The following is a 21,819-nucleotide window of genomic DNA, read 5'->3' as shown; positions in this document are numbered from 1 at the left end:
CCAGCGCATACGGGCGGGCGGGTGGACACCCCTCGGGGCCCACCCCAGCCCAGAGGGAGCCGGGGGCAGAGGCCCCCGGGCAGAAAGGCGCGGGGCGGTGTCTTCCCGGACCGCCGCTCCGTAACCGGCCCCGGCCGGAGGCCATTCGCGGCGGCCCCCGGCCGGGGCGGACCCGCGTACGCGGAGAACGGAGGGGACCCCGCGTACCCAGAACCGCCCCGGCGGGGGTGCACGCCCCGTAACCAGAACCGTCCCCGCCCGCCCCCGCGTACCCCGCAGGACAAAGCCGCCGCACCGAAGAAAGGGACCCCATGCTCGACCACCTGATCAAGGGCGCCACCCTCGTGGACGGCACCGGTGCCCCCGCCCGGCCCGCCGACGTCGGCATCAGGGGCGGCCGGATCGCCGTCATCGCGGACCCCGGCACCGTCCAAGAGCCCGCCGCCGGCACCGAGGACGCCACCGGCCTCGTACTCGCCCCCGGGTTCGTCGACCCGCACACCCATTACGACGCCCAGCTCTTCTGGGACCCGTACGCCACGCCGTCCATGAACCACGGCGTCACCACCGTCGTCGGCGGCAACTGCGGATTCACCCTCGCCCCGCTCCACCCCGACCGCCCCGAGGACGCCGACTACACCCGCCGCATGATGTCCAAGGTCGAGGGCATGTCCCTCAAGGCCCTTGAGGAAGGCGTGAGTTGGGGCTGGCAGTCGTTCGGCGACTATCTCTCCGCCCTTGACGGGCGCATCGCCGTCAACGCCGGATTCATGGTCGGTCACTGCGCCCTGCGCCGCCACGTCATGGGCCCGGACGCCGTCGGCGGCCAGCCCACCCCCGCGCAGCTCGACGCCATGCTCGCCCTGCTCCACGACGCCATGGACGCCGGGGCCTGGGGGCTCTCCACCACCCAGTCCTCCACCCACTCCGACGGAGACGGGAAGCCCGTTGCCTCCCGGCACGCACGTCCCGCCGAACTCCTCGCCCTCAGCGCGGCAGTGGGCGAACACGAGGGCACCCAGCTGGAAGCGATCGTCGCCGGGTGCCTCGATCAGTTCGCGGACGACGAGATCGATCTGCTCGTCGAGATGAGCGCCGCTGCCGGGCGTCCCCTCAACTGGAACGTCCTCACCATCGACGCCGCCGTACCCGAACGCGTACCCCGTCAGCTCGTCCCGAGTGAGCGCGCCCGCGAGGCCGGGGGCCGGATCGTCGCGCTGACCATGCCGATCCTCACGCCCATGAACATGTCGCTCGGCACCTTCTGTGCCCTCAACCTCATCCCCGGCTGGGGCGAGATCCTCGGCCTGCCCGTCCCCGAGCGCATCGAGCGGCTGCGCGACGCCGGCGTACGGGCCGAGATGCTGCGCCGCGCCGACAGCAAGGAGGCCGGCATCTTCCGCCGTCTCGCCAACTTCGGGCGGTACGTCATCGGCGACACCTACAGCCCCGAGAACGAGGGCCTGTCGGGCCGGGTCGTCGGTGACATCGCCGCCGAGCGCGGGCTCGACCCGTTCCGCTGCCTCGTCGAGATCTGCGCCAACGACCGGCTGCGTACGGTCCTTTGGCCCATGCCGACCGACAACGACCCCGCCACCTGGGCGCTGCGCCGCGAGACATGGGAGCACGAGGACGTGCTGCTCGGCGGGTCCGACGCGGGCGCGCACCTCGACCGGATGTGCGGCGCCCCGTACACCACGCGCTTCCTCGGCGACTGTCTGCGCGGGCGCAAACTCGTCCCCCTGGAGCGGGCCGTGAAGATGCTCACCGACGACCCGGCCCGGCTTTTCGGGCTGCGCGAGCGCGGCCGGATCGAGGAGGGTTTCCATGCCGACCTCGTCCTGTTCGACCCGGAGCGGATCGAGGCCGGGCCCGCCACCCTGGTGCACGACCTGCCGGGCGACAGCCCCCGGCTCGACTCCAAGGCGATCGGCATCGTCTCGGTCCGGGTCAACGGCATCGAGACCCTCCGCGACGACCGGGTGACGGGGGCCGTGCCGGGCACGGTGCTCCGTTCGGGTCGCGACACCAGGACGGTGAGCACCAAGTGACCGAATATGAAAGGCAGTTGTTCATTGGCGGCGAGTGGGTCGAGCCCGACGGCGGGCACTATCCCGTGCTCGACCCCGCCACCGAGGACGTCGTCGGGCTCGCGCCCGAGGCGAGCCGCGAGCAGGTGTACCGGGCGGCCGCCGCCGCGCGTGAAGCCTTCGCCTCCTGGTCGCGTACGCGCCCCGAGGAGCGGGCCGCGATCCTCGACCGGGCCGCCGACCTCATGCAGCGCGACTTCGCCCCGAACGCCGAACTCGCCCGCGCCGAGACCGGCGCCACCACCGCCACCGCGCGCGGCATGCAGGTCGGGGTCGGGGTCTCCCGGTTCCGCCGGTACGCGAAGGGCGCCCTGGAGCCGGTCGAGGAGGCGCTCGTACCGCAGATCAACGAGGCCGGGCCCATGGGCAGGGCCGGGGTCTTCGGGGCGCTCGCCGTGCGGCAGCCGGTCGGTGTGGTCACCTGTATCACCTCGTACAACAACCCCTGGGCCAACCCGGCGGGCAAGGTCGCACCCGCGCTCGCCATGGGCAACACGGTCGTGGTGAAGCCCGCCCCGCAGGACCCGCTGTCGGTGTTCAGGATGGCCGAGGCACTGGAGGAGGCGGGGGTGCCGCGCGGGGTGGTGAACGTCGTCACCGGTTCCGCGCCCGCGGTCGGCGAGGCGGCCGTCGACTCACCGGACGTGGACATGGTCAGCTTCACGGGGAGTACCGCCGTCGGGCAGCGCATCGCCGAAGGGTGCGGCCGCGACATGAAGCGGCAGCTGATGGAGCTGGGCGGCAAGGGCGCGGCGCTCGTCTTCGACGACGCCGACCTCGACTCGGCGGTCCAGGGCATCGGCACGACCTTCGCCTTCTACAGCGGCCAGATCTGCACCGCACCGACTCGCGTCCTGGTCCAGCGAGGCGTCCACGACCAGCTGGTCGAGAGGCTCAAGGGGTACGCGGGCTTCCTGAAGGTCGGCGATCCGACGGCGCGGGACACGGTGGTCGGGCCGGTGATCTCGGCCGCCCACCGGGACCGCATCGAGTCGTACGTGGAGCTGGGCAGGAAGGAGGGGGCCACGGTGGTGGCGGGCGGCGACCGCCCGGCGTACGACCGGGGGTTCTACGTCGCCCCCACCCTCCTCGCGGACTGCACCAACGACATGCGGGTGGCCCGCGAGGAGATCTTCGGCCCGGTCGTGGTGGTCGTCCCCTTCGACGACGAGGACGAGGGCGTCGCGCTGGCCAACGACAGCGAGTACGGCCTGCTCGACTACGTCTGGTCCGGGGACGTGGCCCGCGCCTTCCGCGTCGCGCGGCAGCTGCGCGCGGGCGGGGTCGGCGTGAACACGATCGGCCGCAACATGGAGGCGCCGTTCGGCGGTTTCAAGAAGAGCGGGGTGGGCCGGGACGTCGGCTCGTACGCCCTGCACGCGTACAGCGAACTCCAGGCGATCGTCTGGCCCGGCTAGCGCCTACTTCGGGGACAGCTCGGCCATCTTGTTCCACCCCTGGCCGGGCACCTCGACGTTGATGATCTCCGGGGTGGCGGCGATGGCGCCGGCCATCGACTCCATGCCCGCGCGGAAGTGGTCGGAGTCGACGTGCGCCGCGCCCGCGGCCGCGTCGGCGAAGCCTTCGAGGAGGGTGTACCGGGTGGGGTCGTCCACGCTGCGGGACCAGTCGTAGAACAGGTTGCCCGGCTCGGCGCGGGTGGCGCGCGTGAAGTCGTCGACGATGGTGAGCCAGTTGTCGGCGTGCTCGGGGCGGACGGTGAACCGTACGGCGATGAAGATCATGTCTCTACGGTGCGGTGCGGGCGGGGCCGGTGCAAGCGGGGATGCGGCCGATTCCGGCTCCCTCGGAATCCGGGCCGGACCCCGTCGCGGCCGGACCGCTCAGGCCCCCGGGACCAGCTCGGCGGCGACCCGGGCCACGGCGCCCCGGATCGCACCGTGCCGCTTGCGGAACTCGCCGGTGGCGAGCGACACGGACACGGCGTGCACACTGCCGTCCCCGCGCGGACCGGGCAGCGCGACCGCGAGACAGGTGTACGCCGGATCGGCCTCCCCCATCGACACGGCGAACCCCTGCCCGCGAACCCGGGTGAGCTCCGCCTCGAACCGGTCGGCGGCGGTGATCGTACGGTCGGTGAACCGGGCCATGCCGTGCTCGTCGAGGTAGCGCCGGCGCACGGGCCGGGGGAGCCCGGCGAGCAGCGCCTTGCCGTGCGCGGTGGCGTGGGCGCGGATCTCGGGGCCGGGGGTGAAGGGGTTGGCGGTGTCGGTGACGGGGGCGGTGCTGTCGACGACGGTGATCAGCCCGCCGCGGTACGCCGTGTAATAGGCCTCGGCCCCGGTCGCCCGACGTAGCCGGGCCAGCAGCTCACCGACGCCGGGGGCGAGCCCGAGATGCCGCTGGAAGCCCCGGTGCAGGGCGGGCACGCGCGGCCCGGGAACGTACCCCTGGGCGGTCCGCGTGAGATGCCCGCGCGCGGTGAGCGCGCCGAGCAGGTGATAGGCGGTGGAGAGCGAGCACCCGACCCGCCGAGCCAGCTCCTTGGCCCCGACGGGCCCGGCCGCGTCGGCGACGGCGTCCAGGATGGCCAGGGCGCGGTCTACGGACTGGGGGGTGGTGCTGGTCATGGGGCGAGGGTACGGCGGGTGGTCACTCGCGGGGGAATTCCTCGGTGGGGAGGACGAGGTCGACCACGGTCCCGGTGAGGTCGATCTCGGCCCCGAAGGCGACGGTGAGCTTGGTCCGGTAGTCGCCTTTCTTGGGGTCGGTGTAGACGTGGCACGTGCCGGTGTACGGATCGGCGATGACGTACACGGGCACGCCCGCCGTGGCATACGTCAGCCTCTTCGGGCCGTAGTCGTTGGCGGCGGTGCCTTTGGAGATGACCTCGGCGACGAATTCGACGTCCTGGTAGCGCCAGCGACCGTGGGCGTCCTCCTCGACACCGTCCCGAACCTTGGCCAGGTCCGGGCAGAATCCGTTGAGATGGCCGGGGAAGTCGATGCGCACATCCGACAGCACGACGACCTCCATCCCGAACCTGGTCTCAAGGGCGTGCAGGATCCTGCGGATGATCTGCCAGTGCACGTTCCGCTGCGGCGTCATGTGGACGAACCCCTCGACGATCTCGACCCTGTATCCCTCGGGGACAGGCATCCGCTCGAGTCGCTCGAACCAGCTGTCGAGATCGTCGCCGTGGTCGGCCATCTTGGTCCTGTCTTCTTGAAGAACAGTCACTGTGGCGCTCCTCCCCGCTGCCGCCCGCTTGATCGAGTGCAGCCGCGCAGTACAACGATAAGCACAGTGACCGGGACACGCCGGGTGCCGCGTCAGGCGTCCAGGAACACCGGATTCGTGAACGCCGTCAGCGGCCCCGGGAGCCCCGCGACGACCGGCGCGTGGCGGACCTCGGCCCGGATGTACGTCGCGTACTGCCGGGTCGTCTGCCAGGTCGCCGTGCCCGTGCCGGAGGCGGGCAGCTGGGTCGTGTACAGGGTGCCCTGGTCCGTCACGAAGGCCACCGAGCAGCCCGGCGCGCCCGTCACCTCCAGGCGGGCCGTCACCGGCTCGGCGGCGTCCGCTCGCAGGCGTTCGCCGATGCCCGCGTGCTGGCCGTGGCCGCCGGAGACGGTGAAGGACAGGGACACCGCCGCCGACTCCGCCACGTAGGAGTGGCCCGCCTTCAGGCCCGCCTGGATCGCCTCCCGGCTCAGGTCGTCGGCCAGGACCACCGTCTGGGGGCCGCCGATGCGGTCCGGGTCGCGGTGGGCGTCGCTGTTGCCCATCGCCGGGGTCCATGCTCTGCCCGAACGAGCCGACGCCGTAAGGGAGTTGTCCCACTCCTGGAGGGTCACCTCGTCGTCCGGCGTGTACGGGCCGTTCCACACCTCCACCGCGTCCGCCTCGCCGAAGCCGAACTTCCAGCCGCAGCCGACGCACGTGGCGTGCGGGTGGGCCGGGACCACGATGCCGCCCGCCGCCCGGATCGCGCGCGCGAAGTGGCCGAAACGGTTGTCCCGGGCCCGGTAGCGCCAGTCGACGAAGGTGCCCGGGTTCGTGCCGAGCGCCACGACATGGCCGTTGCGCGTTGTGATCTCCTCGCCCGTCATGATCAGCAGGTCGTCGCCCCACAGGCCCTGCCACGCCCGGTGCGCCGAATTCGTGTTGTGCTCGGAGGTGTTGATGAAGTCCAGGCCCGCCGCCCGCGCGAGCGCCGCGATCTGGGCCGGGGTGCGGCCCCCGTCGGAGTACACCGAGTGCATGTGGCAGTCGCCCCGGTACCAGGCCCGGCCCCGCCCCTTGGCCCGCGTCGGCGGGTAGACCGGCGCCGGGGTCGTGCCGGGCTCGCCGTACTTCAGCGTGACCGTCACCGTGTACGGGAGCCCCTGCGGCGCCACCGTGTACGGGCCGAGCGCGACATGCCAGGTCCCCGCGCGCACCGGGCCGCGCAGATAGCCCGGCGTCGCGTCGTCCGCCCGGATGAAGAACTCCGTGCGCGCCCCGCCCGACCAGCCCCTGAACCCCGCCCCGCCGAGACCCGTACCCCGCTCGTCGAAGATGCCGATGTCGAGCGCGTTGTTCTGGGTGCCCGTCGGCACGGTCGCCTTCTCGTACGTGTACGAGACCGCCAACTCCCTTACGCCGTGCGGTACTTCGACCGGCAGGTATACGAAGTCGGGGGAGCCGGGCGGCAGCGTTCCGCGTACCACCTTGGTCTCGTCGGGGCGGCCGGCCGAGCCGCCGCCGGGTGCCGCGCTCGCGAAGCTCACGGTTCCCAAGGTAAGCGCGGTCGCCGCGCCCGTCACGATGAGATTTCGTCTGCCGATGGGTCCGGATCCGTTCTCGGTCATGAGCTGAGCTCCCAACGGGTTGGGGATGAGTCGAGATGGTTCGGGTGGGCCGAAGAGGGTGCCTGCCCACTGTCGTACCCCTGCGTGAACGCGGGGAGTCGGGGAGTTGAGGGCCCGTGGCCGATTGGGGCAGGCATCGGCTGCGGGCGTCCCTTGCGGCCTCGCCCCGGTGGGGATAGGAAGTGATCCCCACCGCAGACCGACCGGAAGGTATGCCGATGCGCATCGCCGTCACCATCTTCCTGACCGACCAGACGATCACCCCCGTACGCCTTGCCCGCGAGCTGGAGGAGCGCGGGTTCTCCGGGCTCTACCTGCCCGAGCACACCCACATCCCCGTGGAGCGGGTCACCCCCTATCCGGCGGGCGGTGAGCTGCCGCCGGAGTACGGGCGCACCCTGGACCCGTTCGTCGCGCTCGGCCAGGCCTCGGCGGTGACCGACCACCTCCACCTCGGCACCGGGATCACGCTCGTCGCCCAGCGCGACCCGATCGACCTCGCCAAGCAGATCGCCACCCTCGACCACCTCTCCGGCGGCCGCTTCACGCTCGGGCTCGGCTACGGCTGGAACAAGGAGGAGGCCGCCGACCACGGCGTCGAGTGGACGACCCGGCGCGAACTCGTCCGCGACCGGATGGCCCTGATGCGTGCGCTGTGGGCCGATCAACCCACCTCGTACGAGGGCGAGTTCGGGTCCGTGAAGGCCTCGCACGCCTTCCCCAAGCCCGTCCGCGGCGGCGCGCCCCGCACCCTCATCGGCGGGGCCGCCGGGCCCAAGCTGTTCGCGGCCGTCGCCGACTACGCGGACGGCTGGCTGCCCATCGGCGGGCGCGGCCTCACCGAGTCGCTGCCGGTGCTCCGCCGGGTGTGGGAGGACGCGGGGCGCGACGTGCGGGACCTCCAGATCGTCCCGTACGCCGTGCTCCCGGCCCCCGGCAAGCTCGCCCACTACGCGGAGCTCGGCATCGAGGAGGTCGTCCTCCAGCTGCCGCCCGCCGACGAGGCCGGGGTGCTCAAGGTTCTGGACGAGTACGCCTCGTATCTGTAAGCGGGAAGTGGGGGCGGCCCCGTGAGCCGCCCCCGGCCGCTCGGCCCGGCTCAGCTCAGCGGGATGTCCAGGTAGGACGGGTCCTCGTCGGGCGAGGTGATCGTGATCGTGCCGGGGGTCCCGGTGGGCTCGCCGTAGAACGGGTCCACCGAGTCCACGACGAGCATCAGGCGGTGGCCGGCCCGCACGTCGTACCCGGTGACCTGGAGCGCGATGTCGACCGTGGCGGGCGTCTTCGGGGCGCCGCCGAGCAGCGTGTACGGCGCGTGCGTGATGATGCGGGCCACGCCGAGCGCGTTCACGTCGAAGAGGTACGCCACGAACGTCGTGTCCGGCTTGCTCGGCGCGACCGTCAGACGCAGCCTCGGCACGCCGCGCAGCTGGTGGCGGGAGGGCAGGGGCGCGCTCGTCCACACCCCGGCCGCGGCCCGGTCGATCTTCCCCGTTCGGTACGCCTTGGGGAGCCCGGCCAGTTCGGCGTACCCGGTGAAGATGATCCGGTCCGCGACGGTGGCCGGGGTGTCGGCGCCGGTGGCGAACGTGGTGTGCCAGCCGTTGGTGGGCTTGTCGAGGAGCCCGCCGTCCTTGGCGCCCTCGGAGGGGCCGGTGAGGTAGAAGCGCTCGGGGTTGCCGGTCGCCGCGTGCCAGGTCGCGCGCGACTCAAGAGCCCGGCCCCACATGATCTCGCTGACGATCTGGTCCTCGGCGCCGGACTCGGAGTCGAACGTGGCGGCCGCGGCCTCGTCCCCGTTCACTTCGCGCAGATGGCGGTCGAACCAGCTGTGCGCCTCCTGCCAGATCCGGTTGGGAAGCCCCACCATGCCGGTCATCTCGGGGCCCGAGTGGTCGCCGATCGACCAGAGCAGCCGCTTGGGGCCGCTCAGCGCGTTGAACATCTTCAGCGTCTGGTTGCCCGGGAACAGCGTCTCGTGCCAGGCCTGCGCGAAAAGGACCGGCACCTGACGCTCATTCAGCTTGTCGACGCGGTGGTAGGGCGAGCGTTCGGCCGCCCACTCCAGCGTCTCCTCGACGTTCTCGTTGGCCAGGACGTCGTCGAAGGCCTTCTGGGTGCGCGCGCTGAGCCGGGCCGTGGCGGCGGCACCGAGCAGCGTCCGGACGGAGGCCACGTGCCGGGTGCTGTTCTCGTAGAACGCCTCGCCCAGGTCGCCCCAGGTGCTGAGCGCGACCACGGCGTGCACGCGGGGGTCCTCGGCGGCGACCAGCTGGCTGATGCCGGAGCCTTAGGAGTCGCCGAGGAAGCCGATCCGGCCGGCCGAACCCGGACCGCCCGCCTGGGAGATGAGGTGGTCGAGCGCCTTGATGCCGTCCGCGATGTCCTTCTCGCCGGCCACCTCGACCTCGCCGCCGGACTCGCCGAAGCCCCGCGTCGTGTAGGCGAGGACGTGGTAGCCGCGGCGGGCGAAGCGCATCGCCTGCACGGTGTAGACGCTCCAGCCCTGCTTGGCCCACGGCGAGGGCATCACGATCAGCGGGTGCGGGCCCTCGCCGTTGTGCAGCCATAACGCGGCGTCGAGCTCGACGCCCTCCCCGACCGGCACTTTCACGCCGTCCAGGAAGGTCGCCGCCTCCCGCGTCTCGGCCACCTCGGCCGCCCGGGCGGGGGCGAGCTTCGAGGTGTCGCCGGTGCGCAGCGCCTGCACGACCTGTACGAGCGCGCCTTCGTCCAGCTCCGGGTAGAGGCTCACCACGGCGGCCGGTTGCGTTCCCTTTGAACCCTTTGAAGTCACGTCGGTCCCATCCCTGTTCGTCGTCGTCGACTTGCACGGGTGTCGCCGCTCGGGCCCGGAGCGACCCCCAGTATCGGGGCGGGCGCGCTGCGTAGCGATGCCCTTTCGTGCAGAACAGCCTGAAATGTGCGGCGGCTTGATCTCGGGGGACCGGTGACGATGCCCATGGTCCCGGGGCGAGCGCACGCTCGTATGCTCGGTGGATGACTTCCAGCGCGCAGCCCCCGCAGGCAGAAGGACCGGGCCCTGCCTCACAGCAGTCCGCCGCACCGACCGCCAACTCGATGCGGCGCGCGCTGAAACGCGCCAGGGACGGCGTCGCGCTCGACGTGGCCGAGGCCGCCGTGCTGCTCCAGGCCCGCGGCGACGACCTCGACGACCTCACCGCCTCGGCCGCCCGGGTCCGCGACGCGGGCCTCGACGCGGCGGGCCGGCCCGGGATCATCACGTACTCGAAGAGCGTGTTCATCCCGCTCACCCGGCTGTGCCGGGACAAGTGCCACTACTGCACCTTCGTCACCGTGCCCGGCAAGCTGCGCCGGGCCGGGCACGGCATGTTCATGTCCCCCGACGAGGTGCTCGACATCGCGCGCAAGGGCGCCGAACTGGGCTGCAAGGAAGCCCTGATCACGCTCGGCGACAAGCCCGAGGACCGCTGGCCCGAGGCCCGCGAGTGGCTCGACGCGCACGGCTACGACGACACCATCGCCTACGTACGCGCCATGGCGATCCGCATCCTGGAGGAGACGGGGCTGCTCCCGCACCTCAACCCCGGCGTCCTGTCGTGGACGGACTTCCAGCGCCTGAAGCCGGTCGCCCCGTCCATGGGCATGATGCTGGAGACGACCGCGACCCGGCTGTGGTCCGAGCCGGGCGGTCCGCACTACGGCTCCCCGGACAAGGAACCGGCCGTGCGGCTGCGGGTGTTGGAGGATGCGGGCCGCTCGTCGGTGCCGTTCACCAGCGGGCTCCTGATAGGCATCGGCGAGACGTACGAGGAGCGCGCGGATTCGCTGTTCGCGCTGCGCCGCGTCTCGCGCTCGTACCACGGCATCCAGGAACTGATCATCCAGAACTTCCGCGCCAAGCCGGACACGGCGATGCGCGGCATGCCGGACGCCGAGCTCGACGACCTGGTGGCGACGGTCGCCGTCGCCCGGCACATCATGGGCCCGGCCGCGTGCCTCCAGGCGCCGCCGAACCTGGTCGCGGGGGAGTACGGGCGCCTGATCGGCGCGGGGATCGACGACTGGGGCGGGGTGTCCCCGGTCACCATCGACCATGTGAACCCCGAGCGCCCGTGGCCGCAGATCGACGAGCTGGCGGATCGCTCGAAGGAGGCGGGCTTCTCCCTCCGCGAGCGCCTGTGCATCTACCCGGAGTTCGTGCAGCGCGGCGAGCCGTGGCTGGACCCCCGCCTTCTGCCGCACGTCCGCGCGCTGGCCGACCCGGAGACGGGCCTGGCCAACGAGTCGGCCGAGGTGCGCGGCCTGCCGTGGCAGGAGCCCGACGAGGGCTTCACCGCCAGTGGCCGCACGGACCTCCACCACACCATCGACACCGAGGGCCGCACCGGCGACCGTCGCGAGGACTTCGACTCGGTGTACGGCGACTGGGGCGCGCTGCGCGAGGCGGCGGCCCCGGGCATGGTGCCGTCCCGCATCGACGCGGACGTACGCCAGGCGCTCACGGTCGCCGCCGACGATCCGACGAAACTGACCGACGCGGAGGCGCTTGCGCTGCTGCACGCGGACGGCGAGGCGCTGGACGCGCTGTGCCGGGTGGCGGACGACGTCCGCAAGTCCATGGTGGGCGACGACGTGACGTACATCGTCACGCGGAACATCAACTTCACCAACGTCTGCTACACGGGCTGCCGCTTCTGCGCCTTCGCACAGCGCCGCACGGACGCGGACGCGTACACGCTGTCCCTGTCCCAGGTGGCGGACCGGGCCGAACAGGCCTGGGACGTGGGGGCGGTCGAGGTCTGCATGCAGGGCGGCATCCACCCCGACCTGCCGGGCACGGCGTACTTCGACATCGCGCGCGCGGTGAAGGAACGGGTCCCCGGAATGCACGTCCACGCGTTCTCCCCGATGGAGGTCGTGAACGGGGCGACCCGCACCGGCATGTCGATCCGCGAATGGCTGACCGAGGCGAAGGCGGCGGGCCTGGACTCGATCCCGGGCACGGCGGCGGAGATCCTGGACGACGAGGTCCGCTGGATCCTGACCAAGGGCAAACTCCCGACGGCCACCTGGATCGAGGTCGTCACGACCGCCCACGAGCTCGGCATCAGGTCGTCGTCGACGATGATGTACGGCCATGTGGACCAGCCCCGCCACTGGCTGGGCCACTTCCGCACGCTGGCCCGCATCCAGCAACAGACCGGCGGCTTCACGGAGTTCGTGACGCTCCCCTTCATCCACACGAACGCCCCGGTGTACCTGGCGGGCATCGCACGCCCCGGCCCGACCGCCCGCGACAACCGCGCGGTGACGGCGATGGCCCGTCTCCTCCTGCACCCCCACATCCCCAACATCCAGACCAGCTGGGTGAAGCTGGGCACGGAGGGCGCCGCCGAGATGCTCCGCTCGGGGGCGAACGACCTGGGCGGCACGCTGATGGAGGAGACCATCTCCCGTATGGCGGGCTCCAGTTACGGCTCGTACAAGTCCGTCAAGGACCTGATCGCCGTGGCCGACGCGGCGGGCCGCCCGTCCCGTCCCCGCACCACCCTGTACGGGGAGGTGCCGCAGGAGCGGGTTCGCGCGGCGCATGCTTCGGACGGGCATCTGCCGGAGTTGCTGCCGGTGGTGGAGTAGCGCGCTGCTGAGGGGGGGGCGGCGTGCCGAGGCTCCGGACTGCCCGGTGCCCGACAACCGGGGTTCAGTCCAGCGCCATAGTCCCCCGCGTATACCGCATCCCGTATCGCTCCCCCAGCGCGTTGACCTTCTCCAGGTCCAGCGTTCCCTCGGGGGTGCGGATCGTCGGGCCCGCTTCGAACATGTCCTCCACGAAGCGGTCCCAGCCGCCCGGGGTCGAGATCTGCAGGGCGCGGACGGGGGGCTGGGAGGCGTTGCGCATGGCGTGGGGGACGCCGTGGGGGAGGAGGGCCGACATGCCTGCGGTCAGGCGGTGCGTCGTGCCCCGGTAATCGATCTCCATCTCGCCCTCCAGTACGTACACGAACTCGTCCATCAGCTCGTGGACATGGGGCGGGATGTCGACGTCCAGGCGGTTCTCCAGGACGGCCAGGCGGCCCTCGCTGTCGGTCGTGGTGACCTTCACGCCGAAGCCGGGTGGCAGCGGGACCCGGGTGGGGCGGGTCTCGCCCGGTTCGAGTACGAAGAAGCGGTCCTCGGGCAGGGCGGATGCGTCGGGCATGGGTGTGCCTTTCCGGTCTGCGGCTGGTGTGCCGGTGGCTGGCAGCACCACCGTACGCCCTATCTGGAGGAAAAGCTCCGGTTGGCTCGCGGCGCCTAGCATGTTCCGCATGACAGGACTGCGTGCCGATGCCCGGCGGAACCGGGAGAAGATCCTGGCCGCGGCCCGGGAACTGTTCCGTGAGCAGGGCACGGCCGTCGCCCTCGACGACATCGCCCGGCGGGCCGGTGTCGGCATCGGGACGCTCTACCGGCGCTTTCCCGACCGGGACGCGCTCATCCTGGACGTGGCCCTGGAGGGGTTCGAGACGGTTCTCGCCGTTGTCGAGGCGGCTCGCGCGGGTGGGGGTGGTGCTGCCGCCGTGCTGGACGAGACGTTCCGGCGCGTCGTCGAGCAGCGGGAGCGGCTCGTCATGCCGCTCGTCGGAGGGCCGGTCGTGCGCGACCCCCGCGTGCGGAAGCTTCAGCGGGCGATTCTGGGCGCGTTGGAGGAAGTGCTCGCCGAGGGGCGGGGCGAAGGGGTGCTGCGGGCCGACATCACGGCGTTCGACCTGGTCGGGGCGGCGGCGATGGCCTGCCGGCCCATGCCGCATCTGCCGCGCGAGGCGGCGGGCGCGCTCGCCGCGCGGCATGTCGCCGTCTATCTCCACGGGCTGCGGCCGCACGGCGCTCCGGCGCTGCCCGATATGGTCGACCCCGGGGGGTATCTCGGTCTCGGCTGACGGGGGTTGGGGGGAAGGGTGGGGGGCGTGCAGCCTTCGATGCAGGAGCTCATCCGACGCCGCAAACGCGCCGGGTTCGTGGGACGGCGGGATGAACTCGCCTTTTTTCAGGGGAACTTCGATGTTCCCGTTGATGACGCGCGGCATCGGTTCGTGTTCCGCGTGCACGGCAACGCCGGGGTCGGGAAGACCTTTCTGGTACGGGAGTTGGAGCAGGCCGCGCTGGAGCGCGGGGCCCTGACCGCCTACACGGACGAGGGCGTCGACAGTGTGCCGGAGGCCCTTGGCGTGATCAGCGCGCGGTTCGCCCGGCAGGGGTGGCCGCTCAAGGCGCTCGACAAGATCCTGGCCACCTACCGCCAGCGCCGCTACGAGGCCGAGGCGGCCGGCGCCGGGGCCGGCTCGGGGCCCTCGGCCGGAGCGGTCGTCGCGGCCCAGGCGGGGCTCGCCGGGGTGGGCCTCGTGCCCGGGGTCGGGGTGCTCGCCTCCACCGTCGACCCGGTCCAACTCGCGGAAGGCGCCGAGCGGTTGAGGGCCGCGCTCAGCGCCCGGCTCGGCCGTCAGGAGGACGTGCAGCTCGTCCTCGACCCGCTGCGCGTGCTCACCCCGGTGTTCGTCGAGGAGCTCGGCCGGGTGGCCGCCCATGCGCCGTGGGTGGTTCTCTTCTTCGACACGTACGAGCGCACGGGCGCGTTCCTCGACGGCTGGCTGCGCGATCTGGTCACCACCGACCGGTACGGCGGGCTGCCCGCCAACACGGTGCTCACCCTGTCCGGCCAGGGTCGGCCCGACCCCCTGCACTGGCCCGCCGCCGCGGACTACGTCGCCGACCTTCCGCTCGACCCCTTCACGGAGGAGGAGGCCCGCCAGCTCCTCGCAGGCAAAGGGGTGGTGGAGGAGGACGTCGTACGCGATGTGCTGCGTCTTTCCGGGCGGCTGCCCGTGCTCGTGAGCACCCTCGCCGGGAGCCGGCCCGCGACGCCGAGCGACATCGGCGACCCCAGCGCCACGGCGGTGGAACGCTTCCTGAAGTGGGAGCCCGACCCGGTCCGCAGGTCCGCCGCGCTCGAAGGCGCGCTGCCGCGCAGGCTCGACGAGGACGTGTTCCGGGCGGCCGTCAGCGGGGACGCGGCCGGGCTCTTCGACTGGCTGCGCTCGCTCCCGTTCGTACGGGACCAGGGCGGCCGCATCAAGTACCACGACGTCGTCCGCGCCCCCATGCAGCGCCTCCAGCGCACCGCCTCGCCGCAGCGCTGGCGGGGCGGGCACGAGCGGCTCGCCACCTGGTACGCCCAGGAGCGGGCCGCGGCCGGGGAGGGGCGCTGGCGCGACGAGAGCTGGCGCGAGCCGCGCCTCGAAGAGCTCTACCACCGGCTGTGCGCCGACCCCGCCGGCGCGTTCGGGGACGTACTGCGCGACGGCATCGAGGCCTGCCGCCAGGGCACCGTCACCGCGCGGCGCTGGGCCCGGGTGATCGCCGAGGCCGGCGAGGACGCCAACCGCGAGCCGCTGCGCAAGTGGGGCGCCGCCTGCCTCGCGGCGCTGGACGCCGAGCGCCGCCACGCCACAGACGTCCTCGGCATGATGCTCGCCCGCCCCGAACTCACCGACGAGGACCGGGTCGCCGTGCACATCGCCCGCGCCTGGGGCTACTTCAGGACCGAGGCGTACGACGACTCCCTCGCGGACTACCGCCGCGCACTCACCCTGGACGCGTCCAGCGCGGACGCCCACCACGGGCGGGCCGTCGCCCACCGGGCCGTCGGCGATTACCCGGCCGCCCTCGCCGACCTCGACCGGCTCGAAGAGCTGGAGCCGGGCCGCCCGCGCGCACCCCGCGAGCGCGGCGAGACCCACCGGCGCGCGGGCCGCTACGAGGAGGCCGTCGCCGAACTCGGCCGGGCCCACGCGCTCGACCCCGCGGACGCGCTCATCCTGGGCAGCCGGGGCCAGGCATGGGCCCAACTCGGGCGCCCCGCAGAGGCGTTGGAGGACTTCGACCGGGCGCTGCTCATAGACCCCGACTACGGCTGGGCGCTGGTGCGCCGGGCGCATGTGCGGGGCCTGCTCGGCGACACCGAGGGCGCGCTCGCCGACCTGGACCGCGCCGAGCGGCTCTCGCCGTCGTGGGCCTGGGTGCTCGGCGAGCGCGGCGACGTGTACCGGTTCGCGGGGCGCTACGAGGAGGCCGTCGCCGCGTACGGGCGGGCCCTCGCGCTGGACCCCGGGTACGCGTGGGCGCTGGGCAGCCGCGCGGTCGCCCTCGCGGAGCTGGGGCGCGTCCCCGAGGCGCTGGCCGACCTGGACCGGGCGGTCGCGCTGGTGCCGGGCTATGTGTGGGCGTACCAGCAGCGGGCCCGGCTGCACCGGGCCCAGGGCCGCGAGGAGGAGGCCCTGGCGGACCTGGCGCGGGCCGCGCGGGCAGGGGCGGCCCAGGGCATCCCGCCGGGGCCGCTGCCCGCCGACGAGGGCGACCCGGCGTACCCGGGCATCCCGCCGGAGCCGGGGCCGACGCCCAGACCCTGACCACCTCGTGACCGCCCCTGCCCAGGATCGGTCAATTTGCCCTCTTAAACGGGCGCATCCGTTCAGGTACCGTGCTGCCGCATGAGCGCAGCAGCCGGAGCCACCGCACCCGTCTGGGGCCGTGCCGAACAGCAGGACTTCCGTAGCCGGGTACGGGGCTGTCTGCTCGGCGGGGCCATCGGGGACACGCTCGGTGCGGGCGTCGCGGGGCTCGCCCTGACCGAGATCCGCGAGCGGCACGGCATGGACGCCCTTGGCGACCTCGTCCCCGCGTACGGCCGCCCGGGCGCGGTGAGCGCGGCCACCCAGCTCACCCTGTTCACCGTCGACGGACTCATACGCGCCCAGGTGCGCCGCGACACCGGCGCCTGGCACCCGCCCACCGACGTGCACCGGGCGCATCTGCGGTGGGCCGCCACCCAGCGCGACTGGGGGCCCGACGAACGCCGCGAGGACAACGGCTGGCTGGCCCGCGAGGAGTGGCTCTACGCCCGCCGCGACCCCGCCAAGGCCTGCCTCGTCGGGCTCGGCGACGACGTCATGGGCACCCTGGAACAGCCCAAGAACCCCGGCGCCGACGACCCGGGCGCGCTCACCCGGTCCGCGCCCTTCGGCCTCCTGGTCGGCTGGGAGCCGCAGTTGGTGCTCCAGCTCGCCGTGGAGTGCGCGGCGCAGACCCACGGAGACCCGGCGGCCTACCTCTCGGCGGGGGCGCTCGCCGTCGTCGTGCACGGGCTCGCGCGCGGCGAGTCCATGGACGGCGCCGTCCAGCGGGCCCTCGCGCAGCTCGCCCTGCGCCCCGGGCACCAGCCGGTCACCGAGGCACTCAAGCACGCGCTCGGCGCCGTACGGCAGGGCATGCCGAGCCCGGGCCTGGTCGCCACCCTCGGCACCGGGCACACCGCCCCCGAGGCCCTTGCGATCGGCGTGTACTGCGCGCTGGTCGGCGAGGACATCCGGCACGGCCTGCTGCTCGCGGTCAACCACGACGGGCCCTCGGACGCCACCGGCACCGTCTGCGGCAGCCTGCTCGGCGCGATGCACGGCGAGACCGCGCTGCCGCCCGCCTGGCTCGCCCAGCTCGAAGGAAGATCCACCCTGCTCGAACTCGCCGACGACTTCGCGATGGAGATGACCCAGGGACCCGCGCTGCACGGCCCGGCCGTCAACACGGCTACATGGCTGCTGCGCTATCCGAGGGGCTGAAACCACTCGTGCGGGCGGATGGCCGCACCCGGAGCCGCGTGTCCCTCGCGCGCGCACGCGGGAGTTCGCCAGGGTCGTCGTCATGACCCCCATCCCCAGAGCCCGCACCGCGTACTCCCGCGGCCTGTCGGCACGCTGGATCACGGCCCCGCTGGTCGCCCTCGTGCTGCTCGGCGCCGGCGCGGGCACCTCGCTCGCGGCCCCGGCCGACGACTCCGGTCAGCAGCGGTACGTCCAGTCCGGGGAGGAGCCCGCGTTCGCCGACCCCTCGGCCCGCGAGGGCGACCTCCCGCCGTACGACGCCAGGGACGCCCAACAGGCCGTCGACGCCATGGTGATGGACGAGAACGAGGGTGACGGCCAGCACTGCCCGCCGCAGAACGACGACTCCCAGAGCCGTTACGAGCGCTGGGGCCCGCACCGCGACGACGCCTACCCCGGCGACCCCGAGATCATCGGCTGAACCCCCGCGTCGCAAGGACCGGGGCAGGCCTCTCGCCCGTACCCCTGGACATCACTCCGCCGTCGCCACCTTCGCGTCCCCCGCCTCCGGCTGAGCCGGCACGGATGCCGCGGCGGATGCCGAACCCGGGCCGTCGTCATCGGAGTTGATGCGGGCGAGCAGCGCGTCCCGCTCCGGAGTGTCCTCGGGCCTGAGCAGCCCGATCAGGACGTACAGGACGAGCGAGACCGCCAGCGGCACCGACACCTGCCACTGCAGGGCCACACCGGCCTTCTGCGAGCCGTCCAGGTCGTAGTTCACGAAGAAGAACGCGAGCAGCCCGGCCGCCCAGCTGGTGAGCGCCGCGGTCGGCCCGGACTTCCGGAACGTCCTGAGCATGCCCAGCATGAACGGGATGGCGATCGGGCCCATGAGACCGGCCACCCACTTGATCACGACGGTGATGATGTCCTTGAACGCGGGCGAGTCGACCTGCGTCGCGATCGTCATCGACAGGCCGAGGAAGACCAGTGTCGACAGGCGCGCGGCGATGAGCCCCGCGCGCGAGTTCCAGGAGCGGGCCGCCTTCGAGAGCACCGGCATGATGTCCCGGGTGAAGACGGCCGAGATGGCGTTGGCGTCCGAGGAGCACATGGCCATGGTGTGCGAGAAGAAGCCGACGACGACCAGGCCGAGCATGCCGTGCGGCAGCAGCGTCTCGGTCATGAGGGCGTAGCTGTCCGAGCCGTCCGGCTTCTTGGCGTGGACCAGGAGCGGCGCGCACCACATCGGGAAGAAGAGGACCGTCGGCCAGACCGCCCACAGGGTCGCCGAGAGCCAGGCCGAACGGGTCGCCGAGCGAGCCGAGTCCGTGGCCATGTAGCGCTGGGCCTGGTTCCACATGCCGCCGTTGTACTCGAAGGTCTTGATGAACAGGAACGCCATCAGGAACGTGACGGTGTACGGGCCCGCGGTGGCGTGCGCGTGGCCGCTGGGCAGCTTGTCCCAGACCGTCCACAGCGTGGAGAAGCCGTCCAGCTTGCCCATGACCGCGATCAGCATCGCGAGCCCGGCGAACAACTGGATGACGAACTGGCCCAGTTCCGTCAGCGCGTCCGCCCACAGCCCGCCGACCGTGCAGTACACCGCGGTGATGCAGCCCGTGATGAAGATGCCCTGGGTGATCGTGATCCCGGTGAACACCGACAACAGGGTCGCGATCGCGGCCCACTTGGCGCCCACGTCGACGATCTTCAGAAGCAGTCCGGACCAGGCGAGGGCCTGCTGGGTGGAGACGTTGTAGCGGTTCTTGAGGTATTCGAGCGGGGAGGCCACGTGCAGCTTGGAGCGCAGCCGGTTGAGCCGGGGCGCGAAGAGCTTGGCGCCGATGCCGATGCCGACGGCGATGGGGAACGACCAGGTCACGAAGGACGTGACGCCGTACCGGTAGGCGATGCCCGCGTAGCCGGTGAACATCACCGCGCTGTAGCCGGACATGTGGTGAGAGATGCCGGACAACCACCACGGCATCCTGCCGCCGGCGGTGAAGAAGTCGGAGACGTCGCCGACCCGCTTGTGGGACCAGACGCCGATCGCGACCATCACGCCGAAGTAGCCGATGAGTACGGCCCAGTCGAGACTGTTCATGTGCCCCCTCCAAGGGGTCCGCCTTGTGAACGTCGATGCGCAACGTCAATGAACTCGGAGCTCTTCGCCAGTACGTCCGGCTCGGCGGCGCCCCGTGCGGGAGCGGGGACTTCGGGGATTGAACCCGTTGTCGCAGGGGTGGTCAAGACATCTCGCGGTCACAGATATGAACGAGGATCACAAAGTCGAACGATTTTGCTCCCCCTTTGCTTCGAGGGGTGTTGTCGTGCCCGTGACGGGGGCCACACGATGAGGGCACTTCGTCAGGCTCGGTCCATCGGGCTCCCTGCACATGCGAACGACCGCACGGGATGCGGGTCCCGTGCGGCCGAGAGAGTCGGTTCCAACTGCCTTTGTCTGTACGTGTGTTGAGGGGCGTGCCTACCTCATCAGCTCACCCGCGTTCACGAGCAGCGACTGGCCGGTGATCGCGCGGGACCGGTCCGAGGCCAGGAAGACGACGGCATCCGCCACGTCCGCGTCCGTGGCCAGCTCCGGCAGGGCCATCCGTTCGGTGAGCCGCCCGAGCACCTCCTCCTCGGGCACGCCCTCGGTGTGCGCGGTGAACTGGACGTACGCCTGCACCGGCGGACCCCACATCCAGCCCGGCAGCACCGTGTTGACCCGGATCCGGTCCGGGCCGAGCTCGCGTGCCATGGAGTACATCGCGGAGGTCAGAGCCCCCTTCGAGGCCGCGTAGGCTGCCTGCCGCACCTGCGAGGGTGCCGCCACCGACGACTGTGTGCCGATCACGACGACGGAGCCGCCCCTCGCCTTGAGCGCGGGCAGGCAGGCCCGTGTCATGCGCAGCGTGCCGAGCAGGTTCACGTCGATGACCTGCTGCCAGGTGGCGAAGTCGGCGTCCTGGAGGCCGCCGAAGTGGCTGTCCCAGGCGGCGACATGGACGACCGCGTCGATCCCGCCGAAGCGCTCCACGGTGAGCGCCGCGAGCGCCTCGCACTGCGCCTCGTCGGTGATGTCGGTCGGCGCGTGCGCGGTGTGGTTGCCGTCCGGGTCGATCTCGGCCGCCGACTTCGCGAGGTTGGCCTCGGTGCGCGCGCCGAGCACCGCGTTGCCGCCGTCGCGCACGACGGCCGCCGCGACCTGGTGCCCGAGCCCGGCCCCGACCCCGGACACGATGACGGTCTTCCCACTCAGCAGCATCCGGTCGCCTCCCGGCTCTGGCACTTCTTCTGACGGGGCGTCAGAGTAAGTCCGTCCGGTGGCGGAGGGAAGGGGAGCGGCATGACGGAGGACACACGGCCCGAGGCGTATGCGGAGCTGGCGTCGGTGGGGCCCTACGGGGTGCGCCCGGGGCACGCGCTGATCACCATGGTGGAGCCGCACCCGGGCCATGAGTACGCGTACAACCGCTGGTACGAGGACGATCACTACTACGCCGGCGCGATGGCGATGCCCTGGATGTACGCGGGGCGCCGCTGGGTGGCGACCCGCGAACTCCAGGAGCTGCGCTACCCGGAGAAGTCCGCGGTCGCCCAGCCGGTGAACGCGGGCTGCTACCTCTCCACGTACTGGATCACCGACGGGCGCTACGACGAGCACATGAAGTGGACCGTCGGCATCAACAAGCGGCTGGGCCGAGACGGGCGTGTCTACCAGGACCGCACCCATGTCTTCACCTCGTTCCAGGACCACGAGGCGACCGTCTACCGCGACGGTGCGGCCGGGCCGCGCGACTACCACGCCCTGGACCACCCGTACGCGGGCCTCGTCCTGGAGGTCGTCGACGCCGAAAGCCCCGATACTCGGGCCGAGTTGCTGGAGTGGCTGCGCTCGCGGCATCTGCCCGAGCGGCTCGCCGGGGGGCCTGCCGCGCTGGTGACGGTGTTCCGGCCGACGCCGCTGCCGGGCGACCGCATGACGTATGTGAAGCAGGTCGAGGGCGTCGGCACCCGGCTCACGCTGCTGTGGTTCCTGGAGCGGGATCCGAGGGAGGTGTGGGCGGACCACTTCACGGGGCTCGATGCCGAGGTCGCGGAGACGGGCCTGGGGAGGCTGGAGCTGGCGGCGCCGTTCATTCCCACCGTGCCGGGCACCGACCGCTACGTGGACGAACTCCGGTAGCGGCCGGGACCCGCGGACATGGCCGAGCCCCCTCGGCCGGGACGGCGGACCAGTCGAGAGGGCTCTTGTCGGTACTGCGGGTATCACGTCGGCTGTCGTGGGTG

Annotated in this window: 16 protein-coding genes and 1 pseudogene; 9 read left to right on the top strand and 8 right to left on the bottom strand. The window is 72.1% G+C overall.

From position 1 onward, the window contains the following. The first annotated feature begins 311 nt into the window (after positions 1 to 311). Both IE206_RS09645 and IE206_RS09640 read left to right on the top strand, forming a co-directional pair. The gene (locus IE206_RS09645; protein WP_189961634.1) at positions 312 to 2,051 is read left to right on the top strand and encodes an N-acyl-D-amino-acid deacylase family protein; all 1,740 of its coding nucleotides are present in this window, start codon (positions 312 to 314) and stop codon (positions 2,049 to 2,051) included. Next, complete coding sequence (locus tag IE206_RS09640; protein WP_189961633.1) at positions 2,048 to 3,508, top strand: aldehyde dehydrogenase family protein; 1,461 nt, start codon at positions 2,048 to 2,050, stop codon at positions 3,506 to 3,508. Before IE206_RS09645 ends, IE206_RS09640 begins: the two co-directional genes overlap by 4 nt. A 3-nt stretch (positions 3,509 to 3,511) precedes the next feature. Here IE206_RS09640 and IE206_RS09635 read toward each other — a convergent pair whose 3' ends face one another. From IE206_RS09635 to IE206_RS09620, 4 genes are all read right to left on the bottom strand, one after another. Next, the gene (locus tag IE206_RS09635) at positions 3,512 to 3,835 is read right to left on the bottom strand and encodes a putative quinol monooxygenase (protein ID WP_189961632.1); all 324 of its coding nucleotides are present in this window, start codon (positions 3,833 to 3,835) and stop codon (positions 3,512 to 3,514) included. A 99-nt stretch (positions 3,836 to 3,934) separates the two neighbouring features. Beyond that, on the bottom strand, positions 3,935 to 4,681 hold the full coding sequence (locus tag IE206_RS09630) for an IclR family transcriptional regulator (protein ID WP_189961631.1): 747 nt from the start codon (positions 4,679 to 4,681) through the stop codon (positions 3,935 to 3,937). A gap of 22 nt (positions 4,682 to 4,703) precedes the next feature. Continuing rightward, entirely contained in the window at positions 4,704 to 5,291 is a 588-nt protein-coding gene (locus tag IE206_RS09625; protein WP_189961630.1) for a Uma2 family endonuclease, read from the bottom strand. Between the two features lie 92 nt (positions 5,292 to 5,383). After that, a complete protein-coding gene (locus IE206_RS09620) occupies positions 5,384 to 6,904 on the bottom strand; it encodes a CehA/McbA family metallohydrolase (RefSeq protein WP_189961629.1) in 1,521 nt (506 codons plus the stop codon). A 218-nt stretch (positions 6,905 to 7,122) separates the two neighbouring features. Here IE206_RS09620 and IE206_RS09615 point away from each other — a divergent pair, with 218 nt between their 5' ends. Continuing rightward, positions 7,123 to 7,953 (top strand): TIGR03619 family F420-dependent LLM class oxidoreductase, encoded by an 831-nt coding sequence (locus IE206_RS09615; protein WP_189961628.1) that lies wholly within the window; start codon positions 7,123 to 7,125, stop codon positions 7,951 to 7,953. Between the two features lie 50 nt (positions 7,954 to 8,003). On the opposite strand, the pseudogene IE206_RS09610 reads toward IE206_RS09615, so the two are convergent. Continuing rightward, positions 8,004 to 9,512: pseudogene (locus IE206_RS09610) on the bottom strand (CocE/NonD family hydrolase). A gap of 392 nt (positions 9,513 to 9,904) precedes the next feature. Between IE206_RS09610 and IE206_RS09605 the strand changes: the two are divergent. Then, entirely contained in the window at positions 9,905 to 12,526 is a 2,622-nt protein-coding gene (locus IE206_RS09605; RefSeq protein WP_189961627.1) for a bifunctional FO biosynthesis protein CofGH, read from the top strand. Between the two features lie 64 nt (positions 12,527 to 12,590). On the opposite strand, the gene IE206_RS09600 is transcribed toward IE206_RS09605, so the two are convergent. Further along, positions 12,591 to 13,088, bottom strand: coding sequence for a cupin domain-containing protein (locus tag IE206_RS09600; RefSeq protein ID WP_189961626.1), 498 nt, complete (start codon positions 13,086 to 13,088; stop codon positions 12,591 to 12,593). Between the two features lie 109 nt (positions 13,089 to 13,197). On the opposite strand from IE206_RS09600, the gene IE206_RS09595 reads away from it, so the two are divergent. From IE206_RS09595 to IE206_RS09580, 4 genes are all read left to right on the top strand, one after another. Further along, positions 13,198 to 13,809, top strand: a complete 612-nt coding sequence (locus tag IE206_RS09595) for a TetR/AcrR family transcriptional regulator (protein ID WP_226598891.1) — start codon at positions 13,198 to 13,200, stop codon at positions 13,807 to 13,809. A 153-nt stretch (positions 13,810 to 13,962) separates the two neighbouring features. Continuing rightward, a complete protein-coding gene (locus tag IE206_RS09590) occupies positions 13,963 to 16,335 on the top strand; it encodes a tetratricopeptide repeat protein (protein ID WP_506416031.1) in 2,373 nt (790 codons plus the stop codon). Between the two features lie 81 nt (positions 16,336 to 16,416). Then, positions 16,417 to 17,541: an ADP-ribosylglycohydrolase family protein gene (locus tag IE206_RS09585; protein ID WP_189961624.1), complete on the top strand. Its 1,125-nt coding sequence runs from the start codon at positions 16,417 to 16,419 to the stop codon at positions 17,539 to 17,541. Between the two features lie 82 nt (positions 17,542 to 17,623). Beyond that, complete coding sequence (locus tag IE206_RS09580; protein WP_189961623.1) at positions 17,624 to 18,004, top strand: hypothetical protein; 381 nt, start codon at positions 17,624 to 17,626, stop codon at positions 18,002 to 18,004. Positions 18,005 to 18,055: 51 nt separating this feature from the next. On the opposite strand, the gene IE206_RS09575 is transcribed toward IE206_RS09580, so the two are convergent. Both IE206_RS09575 and IE206_RS09570 read right to left on the bottom strand, forming a co-directional pair. After that, a complete protein-coding gene (locus IE206_RS09575; protein ID WP_189961622.1) occupies positions 18,056 to 19,630 on the bottom strand; it encodes a sodium:solute symporter family protein in 1,575 nt (524 codons plus the stop codon). A gap of 381 nt (positions 19,631 to 20,011) precedes the next feature. Continuing rightward, positions 20,012 to 20,794 (bottom strand): SDR family oxidoreductase, encoded by a 783-nt coding sequence (locus tag IE206_RS09570; protein ID WP_189961621.1) that lies wholly within the window; start codon positions 20,792 to 20,794, stop codon positions 20,012 to 20,014. Between the two features lie 81 nt (positions 20,795 to 20,875). Between IE206_RS09570 and IE206_RS09565 the strand changes: the two genes are divergently transcribed. Further along, positions 20,876 to 21,715 (top strand): hypothetical protein, encoded by an 840-nt coding sequence (locus IE206_RS09565; protein ID WP_189961620.1) that lies wholly within the window; start codon positions 20,876 to 20,878, stop codon positions 21,713 to 21,715. The last annotated feature ends 104 nt before the right edge of the window (positions 21,716 to 21,819 follow it).

The organism is Streptomyces violascens (assembly GCF_014649955.1).
Classification (GTDB): domain Bacteria; phylum Actinomycetota; class Actinomycetes; order Streptomycetales; family Streptomycetaceae; genus Streptomyces; species Streptomyces violascens.
The sequence above is the reverse complement of the archived record's forward strand: the minus strand, read 5'-3'. Positions and strand labels throughout refer to the sequence as shown.